Here is a 7860-nt window from a genome sequence, read left to right on the forward strand (position 1 = left end):
ATGTTGATAGTTCAGGTATTGCTGGGAGGAATTACCCGCTTAACCGGTTCGGGCTTATCCATTACAGAATGGCAGCCATTGCTGGGTGCGTTCCCTCCTATGAATGAAGCCGCCTGGCAGAAAGCGTTTGATGGCTATAAGCAGATAGCGCAGTATAAATACATTAATAACCACTTCACCTTATCGGACTTTAAGTTTATTTTCTTCTGGGAGTGGCTGCATCGTGATTGGGCCAGGCTGATGGGGTTTGTGTTTATTATTCCGTTTATCTATTTTATTATTAAGAAGAAGATTAACAGGAGTATGATCAACCCGATGATCATATTGTTTGTACTGGGAGGTTTACAGGGGCTGATAGGATGGATTATGGTGAAGAGCGGGCTTAACGAGGAGAACCTCTATGTTAACCATATCCGGCTGGCCATTCATTTTATTTCTGCGCTGGTGCTGCTGGCATATGTATTCTGGTTTGCCTTAAAGCTCAGTGTACGACAGGTGGAAATATTAAAAGTGCCTGTTTTACACAAACTGAATATCTGGTTGCTGGTATTGTTGGTAGTGCAGCTGGTATACGGCGCTTTCATGGCCGGCCTGCATACCGCACTGGTGGCCAATACCTGGCCGGATATCAATGGCTCCTGGGTTCCGGGGGGCATGTTTTCGCAAGGTGGTTTTGCTACAGATATTGCACATAATCCAATTACTATTCAATTTATACATCGCGGGCTGGCTTATCTTATTACCATTCTCATTGCCATTTGGTGGTGGAAGGCCGCGCAAACACCCGCCAATAGTCTGTTACACACCATCCGTTACCTTCCCCTGCTATTGGTATTATTACAGGTGCTGCTGGGCGTGCTTACCCTCCTGAACAGCCAGGTGGAAATCCCCATTAGTTATGGTATCCTGCACCAGGGTGTAGGTATGCTGCTGATGTTGTCGCTGATCTGGACCCTGTTCCTCAGCAGGGGGGCGGTAAACAGGAATTGATTTTTCGGCCCCGGAGAAACTCCCGGCGACATAAATCCGTAAATTTTCCGTAGGTTTATTCGTAATAATCGTCTGATGAAGGTGAAGTTATTATTGATAAAAACTTACTATTCTTTCCCTATACAGTTGCTGCTCCTGCATTTCAGGAAGTACCAGGTATTACTTATTTTTTGGGTGATCCTGTTCAGCACCATCAACGGCGGTTTTGCCAAGGTGTTTGGCGGAGATGCACTTTACCTGGCGCCTGAATACCTTGGCAAAGTAAATTTCTACAGCACTACTATCCTGGGATTGGCTACCGGTATGTTTATCATGAGCTGGCAAATCACCACTTTCATTTTGCATACCGGACGATTTAAGTTCCTGGCCACTACCTCCCAGCCATTTTTCAGGTATTGCCTTAACAATGCCATTATTCCCCTGGTATTTATTTTCAGTATGCTTTACCGCGGATGGGAATACCAGCGCTATGAGCAATTAACTACCGTTCCTGATATTATGTTGTTAGGGGAGGGCTTCATCTGCGGGGTGTTGTTTATTTTTTTCTTCTGTTTTTTTTATTTTTTTAATGCAGATAAAAATATTGGCCGGCGGCTGGAAAAGCGCTTTGGAAACCCGCGCAACTTTTTGCGGATGATCCTGAAGCCCAACCAGGATCCGGACGAAAACGCACTCCCCGTTCACAACTATTTTTCCACTCCCTGGCGCATCAGAAGAGCCAGGAATGTAGACCATTACAATAAACATTATCTTGATAGTATCCTTAAGCAGCATCACTTTGCTGCGATGATCACAGTGGGCTGTTCCCTGGTATTCCTGGTAATACTGGCGTACCTGATGGATTATGATATGTTCAGGATTCCTGCCGGCGCCAGTGTACTGATCTTCTTTGCATTTCTTATTGGTGTGGCCGGCGCTTTTTCCTATATGCTGCAAACCTGGTCTATTCCTATTTTGCTGGTGATGTTGTTTGCCTTGAACTGGATGGTGGAGCACAATTGGGTTGATAACCGGAATAAAGCCTATGGCCTGAATTACCGGGAAAAGAAGGCGCGTCCAGAATATAGTGTGGCAGCCCTTCAGCAGTTTTTTACCCGGGAGAAATATGAGGCGGATAAGCAGCAGACCCTGATGATATTAGAGAAGTGGAGAAAGAAATTTCCGGCCGGGAAAAAGCCGCCATTGATAGTCATGAATTTCAGCGGTGGCGGCAGCCGTTCCGCTACGTGGAGCGTAAATGTATTACAACGGCTGGACAGTATGCTGAACGGCCGCCTGATGAAGCATACCGTACTTATGACCGGCGCATCCGGGGGCATGCTTGGCGCCAGTTATTTCCGGGAACTCTATTACCAACAGCAGCAGGGAAAACCCGTTCGCCTGTCAGATAAAATATATGCTGATAAGGTTTCGCAGGATTTACTCAATTCTGTATTCTCCGCACTTGCCGTAAATGATTTCATTACACCCTGGAGAAGTTTTAATATCGGGAAAAATCACTACGCCAAAGACAGGGGCTATGCTTTTGAAATGCAGCTGAATGAACATACCGACAGTGTGCTGGATAAAACGTTGAAAGACTACCGGCAGCCGGAAGCCGAGGCGGAGATCCCCATGCTGATATGGAATGCCACCATTAATGCAGACGGGCGCCGGTTAATGATTTCCCCCCAACGCATCAGTTATTTGTGCAGCCCGCAGTACCAGTATCCCACCCGGCAGGTGAGGGATATTGATGGCGTGGACTTTGGGCAGTATTTCGCTGCGCAGGATGCCATGGACCTGCGTGTTACCAGTGCGATCCGCATGTGCGCAACGTTTCCCTATGTGCTGCCGAATGCGTTCCTGCCGAGCAATCCTATTGTAGATGTGATGGACGCAGGGATCCGTGATAATTTTGGTCAGCAAACCACCTTGCGTTATTTGTATACATTCAGCAAGTGGATCAATGAGAATACCAGCGGGGTGGTGTATATCCAGATCCGCGATACCCGCAAGAACGATATTTCTCCCATCAAAAAAACAAAGGACCTGGGCGACCTGCTGTTTGAGCCGCTGTTTACTATGCAACAGCACTGGAGTGCCATGCAGGATTTTGACCAGGATGATTTGCTGAACTATATGGAAGGATATTTCCCGGAGAAATTTCACCGGGTAATTTTCCAGTATGTGCCGCAGAAGCAGGATAAGGCAGCAGCACTTTCCTGGCACCTCACCTCCCGGGAAAAACTGGACATTGCCCATGCGCTGGATAACCCGGCTAACCAGAGCGCGCTGGAGTATGTGGTGAAGCTGCTGGAGGAGTAGGGGGCTTACCAGGCCGCGCGGCCCAAATAAATTTCCGGTTAATTTTTCAGAAACTCCAGCAGGGGAGTAATAAACTTCGTATATGCTTCAATGTGGGGAAGATGTCCTACACCTTCTATCGGCACCAGTGTAGCATGTGGAATTTTTTTCGCAGTGATGTTTCCCAACTCAGGATAATTTCCCAACGTTTTGCGTATGCTTTCGGATACATTGGCTTTGCCTAATGCGGTGCGGTCGCGCTGACCTATAATAAGAAGCGTTGGAGCGGCAATATTTTCAAATTCGTACAGCACCGGTTGTGTAAAGATCATGTCATAGGTGAGGGCCGAGTTCCAGGCTACCAGGGAGTAGTCGGGGTTGCTGGTCCAGCTGGCCTGCAGTTGTGCCCATTTATCATAGGCGGGCGACCACTTACCGGCGTAGTAGCTGTCCATCATGTATTGTTTGATTTTTTCGTAGTTCTGTTGCAGTTCTGCTTTATACCATTTATCTATCGACTGATAAGGAACTTTCACTTTCCAGTCTTCCAGCCCGATGGGATTTTCCAGGATCAGTTTCTCAGTTACCTCCGGGTACATGAGTGCGAACCTGGCGGCAAGCATACCGCCCATTGAATGTCCGAGAACAGCCGTTTTTGTTACTTGCAAGGTGTCCAGCAACGTTTTGGTGTTTTGGGCCAGCAGCTGAAAGCTGTATTGAAAATGAGGGGGCTTGGATGATTTGCCAAAGCCGATCTGATCCGGGATGATGACACGGTACCCGTTATTGCTGAGGTCTGCAGCGGTGCTGTCCCAGTACGCGCCGCAGAAATTTTTACCATGAAGCAGTACTATTGTTTTTCCGTTGGGGCGGGAGGGTTGTACGTCCATATAGGCCATCTGAAGGGATTGGCCCTGGAGTTGTAATTTCAGGAAATGTACCGGAAACGGGTATTTATAATCTGTAAGGGTGATGTCCTGGGCTGGTATTTGTGCGGATATATGAATGGATATAAAGGACAGGCAGGCGATGGCGAGGAAATACAATTTCTTTTTCATGAAGTTATGTTAGGCTGTTAAAACGCGGTGAGGTAGGGACAAAATTGACGCCATAAAACTAATTGATTACAATATTTGGATATAATTAACTGTAAATCAATGATAACCAGTCGGTTGTAAGACGAGTCTCTAACCTGACCAAATGATTACATTTATTTAAAACGTGATACCCTCATTCTCGCTATGTTTTCGTACCTTTGCGCCTTCTTTTTGTAGCTATTAGCAGAAAATTAGTTAATGGCTGATAGCTAAAGATTTAAGTATATGAACATTCGTAATATCGCAATTATTGCACACGTAGACCATGGTAAAACTACTTTGGTTGACAAAATCCTTCATCAGGCCAATGTATTCCGGGCTAACCAGGAGTCGGGCGAACTGATCATGGATAGTAACGATCTTGAAAGAGAACGTGGTATCACCATATTCAGTAAGAACGCTTCTGTTGAATATAAGGGAACTAAGATCAATGTGATTGATACTCCGGGCCACGCCGACTTTGGTGGTGAGGTAGAAAGGGTATTGAAAATGGCTGATGGTGTGATCCTGCTGGTAGATGCTTTTGAAGGTCCGATGCCACAAACCCGTTTTGTGTTGCAGAAGGCTTTACAGCTGAATCTGAAACCTATTGTTGTTATCAACAAGGTAGATAAGGCTAACTGCCGTCCTGATGAAGTACATGATGCAGTTTTTGAATTGTTCTTTAACCTGGATGCAACAGAAGAACAGCTTAATTTCCCGACATTTTACGGCTCCGGCAAAAATGGCTGGTTCAACAGCTCATTAGAGCAAAGCGAAGATATTTCTCCGTTGATGGATGGCATCCTGGAACACGTTCCACAGCCTCAGACACCGGAAGGTAACCTGCAAATGCAGATCACTTCACTGGATTACTCTTCTTTCCTTGGCCGTATTGCAGTAGGTAAAGTAGCCCGTGCATCTATTGAAGAAGGACAGTGGGTTACTTTGATGCAGACAGATGGTACCAGCAAGAAACAGAAGGTACGTGAACTGTATATTTTTGAGGCGTTGGGTAAGAGAAAGGTAAATAAAGTATTTGCCGGTGATATTTGCGCAGTGGTTGGTATTGAAGGTTTCAACATTGGTGATACTATTGCTGATGCGGAAGCTCCTGAAGCGCTGCCTATTATCAGTGTGGATGAGCCTACCATGAACATGTTGTTTGGTATTAACAACTCTCCGTTCTTTGGTAAAGATGGTAAGTTTGTTACTTCCCGTCACCTGCGCGACCGTTTAATGAAAGAAACTGAGAAGAACCTGGCGCTTCGCGTAATGGATTCTGACAGTGCAGATAGTTTCATGGTGTATGGCCGTGGTATCCTTCACTTAGGTGTATTGATTGAAACCATGCGTCGTGAAGGTTATGAATTAACTGTAGGGCAGCCACAGGTAATTGTGAAGTTGGTAGACGGTAAAAAATGCGAACCGTATGAAACCCTGGTGGTAGATGTTCCGCAGGATTTTGCCAGCAAGGTAATTGACTTGGTAACCCGTCGTAAAGGTGAGATGCTGATCATGGAAACCAAGGGTGAAATGCAGCACCTGGAGTTTGAAATTCCTTCCCGTGGTTTGATCGGTTTGCGTACACAAATGCTCACTGCTACAGCAGGAGAAGCAGTAATGGCGCACCGCTTTAATGACTACAAACCATGGAAGGGCGCTATCCCAGGCCGTAATAACGGTGTATTGATTGCCAAGGAAGCTGGTACTACTACTGGTTACTCTCTTGACAAGCTGCAGGATAGAGGTTCTTTCTTTGTAGATCCGGGAGAAGAAGTATACAAGGGTATGATCATTGGTGAAACCAATAAACCGGGCGACCTGGTGGTGAATCCTAATGAGGGCAAGAAACTGACCAACATGCGCGCAAGCGGAACTGATGGAGCAGCTAACATTGCACCTAAGATACTGATGACGCTGGAAGAGTGCATGGAGTACATCCAGCATGATGAGTGTATAGAAGTTACGCCTAACTTTATCCGTATGCGTAAAGTAATACTGGATGAAGAAGAACGTAAGAGAACAGCTAAAAGCATGAAAGCAGAAGCTTAATTGCCTTTGTTATGTAAGATAATTGGTGAAAAAAGCAAAGCCGCTCCGTTTTACGGGGCGGTTTTTGTTTTGGGGGGTGTTAATGCAGGGATGATTGTTGCATCAGTTCGGGGAACATTTGTAGTGATGCGGAGGATCCTTGTAATGCAGGTTATTGCAGCATCAGTTCGGAGAGTAACTGTAGTAATACAGGAAACATCCTCATAATGCAGGGATGGTATTTGTTGCACCAGGGCAAAAAAAATCCCCGCCCAGGATAAGGCAGGGATGTGCATACTAACCCAATGCTTACTAAAACTAAAACTAACTTCTATGTATATTTTAAATACTAAGTTTCAATTCAACGCTTATTCAATTCAATAGCAGCCAATATTAAGCGGCATCCTGTTTTTCCTGGATCTTCACTTTAATCTTTGCTTCTATTTCTGCTGCCAGTTCAGGGTTATCGTTCAGCAGTTGTTTAACGGCATCACGGCCCTGGCCTAATTTATTGGAATCATAGCTGAACCAGCTACCGCTTTTCTGAACAACGCCATATTCAACGCCCATATCAATGATCTCACCTGTTTTAGAGATACCCATACCATAAACGATATCAAATTCAGCCTGGCGGAATGGAGGAGCTACTTTGTTTTTCACCACTTTCACTTTCACGCGGTTACCTACGGCTTCGTCGCCATCTTTAATCTGGCTCATGCGGCGGATATCCAGCCTTACGGATGCGTAGAATTTCAACGCATTACCACCGGTGGTGGTTTCCGGGTTACCAAACATAACACCTATCTTTTCACGCAGCTGGTTGATGAAGATGCAGCAGCAGTTTGTTTTGGAGATGGTGGCTGTTAATTTACGCAGCGCCTGTGACATCAAACGGGCCTGTAATCCCATTTTGCTTTCACCCATTTCTCCTTCCAGTTCGCTTTTGGGAACCAGTGCGGCCACGGAGTCGATCACAACTACATCCACTGCCCCGGAAAGAATCAGGCGGTCTGCTATTTCCAGCGCCTGTTCACCATGATCCGGCTGTGAAATCAACAGGGAATCTACATCAACTCCCAGTCTTCTTGCGTAGCTGCTGTCAAAAGCATGTTCCGCATCTATAATGGCGCAAATGCCACCTTTTTTCTGTGCTTCCGCAATTGTATGTATGGCGATGGTTGTTTTACCGGAAGACTCTGGTCCGTATATTTCAATGATCCTTCCTTTCGGTAAACCACCAATTCCGAGTGCTATATCAAGACCCAGGGAGCCTGTGGAAATGATCTCCATAGGTGCTTCTGCTTTTTCCCCCATCATCATCACAGATCCCTTACCGAAATCTTTCTCAATCTTGTCCATTGTGAGGCGCAGGGCCTTCAGTTTTTCTGCATTGGCTGTAGACATATAAGTAATGTTTTTACAAATTTAAAAGATAGCTGATCACAATTAGAAAGCAAATTAATTGGATTGCTAA

At 45.7% G+C, this 7860-nt stretch carries 5 protein-coding genes; 3 read left to right on the forward strand and 2 right to left on the reverse strand.

What is annotated here, in order from left to right:
• A partial coding sequence (locus tag VN105_RS03990) for a COX15/CtaA family protein (RefSeq protein WP_325638160.1) occupies positions 1-990 on the forward strand: 990 nt, incomplete at its 5' end.
• Between the two features lie 75 nt (positions 991-1065).
• Positions 1066-3297 (forward strand): patatin-like phospholipase family protein, encoded by a 2232-nt coding sequence (locus VN105_RS03995; protein ID WP_325638162.1) that lies wholly within the window; start codon positions 1066-1068, stop codon positions 3295-3297.
• A 38-nt stretch (positions 3298-3335) separates the two neighbouring features.
• Here VN105_RS03995 and VN105_RS04000 read toward each other — a convergent pair whose 3' ends face one another.
• Entirely contained in the window at positions 3336-4334 is a 999-nt protein-coding gene (locus VN105_RS04000; protein ID WP_325638164.1) for an alpha/beta hydrolase, read from the reverse strand.
• Positions 4335-4598: 264 nt separating this feature from the next.
• On the opposite strand from VN105_RS04000, the gene typA reads away from it, so the two are divergent.
• A complete protein-coding gene (gene typA / locus VN105_RS04005; protein WP_325638166.1) occupies positions 4599-6407 on the forward strand; it encodes a translational GTPase TypA in 1809 nt (602 codons plus the stop codon).
• Between the two features lie 372 nt (positions 6408-6779).
• Here typA and recA read toward each other — a convergent pair whose 3' ends face one another.
• Positions 6780-7790, reverse strand: coding sequence for a recombinase RecA (gene recA, locus VN105_RS04010; protein ID WP_325638168.1), 1011 nt, complete (start codon positions 7788-7790; stop codon positions 6780-6782).
• Positions 7791-7860: the final 70 nt, after the last annotated feature.

The sequence above is a fragment of the Chitinophaga sp. genome (assembly GCF_035564935.1).
GTDB lineage: Bacteria > Bacteroidota > Bacteroidia > Chitinophagales > Chitinophagaceae > Chitinophaga.